Below are 232 nucleotides of genomic sequence, written 5' to 3' on the forward strand. Positions count from 1 at the left end.
TGGTTCGCTTTTGGGCGTGCCTGTTTGGGTGGGGCCGGGTTCTTGAGGGTTTGTATCGCGGAGACGTTGATTTGCAAAGCTTTGGGGGTTCGGGTAAGTTTGAAAAGTTGCTCCGGAGCGATCCACATGGCGTGTTGTTGTTGTGGTGGTGCCGGGTGTGTCTGTTGTTTGAGAACTCAATAGTGTGCCAAGTTTGTTGATACCGATTGTTTTTTGATTGGTTGAATTTGCC

General features: G+C 49.6%; 1 protein-coding gene. It reads right to left on the minus strand.

Going from position 1 to position 232, the window contains the following annotated elements:
- A partial coding sequence (locus tag AC5RT4_RS17780; protein ID WP_494106625.1) for a hypothetical protein occupies positions 1-232 on the minus strand: 232 nt, incomplete at both ends.

It is taken from the genome of Arthrobacter sp. sptzw42 (assembly GCF_059089685.1).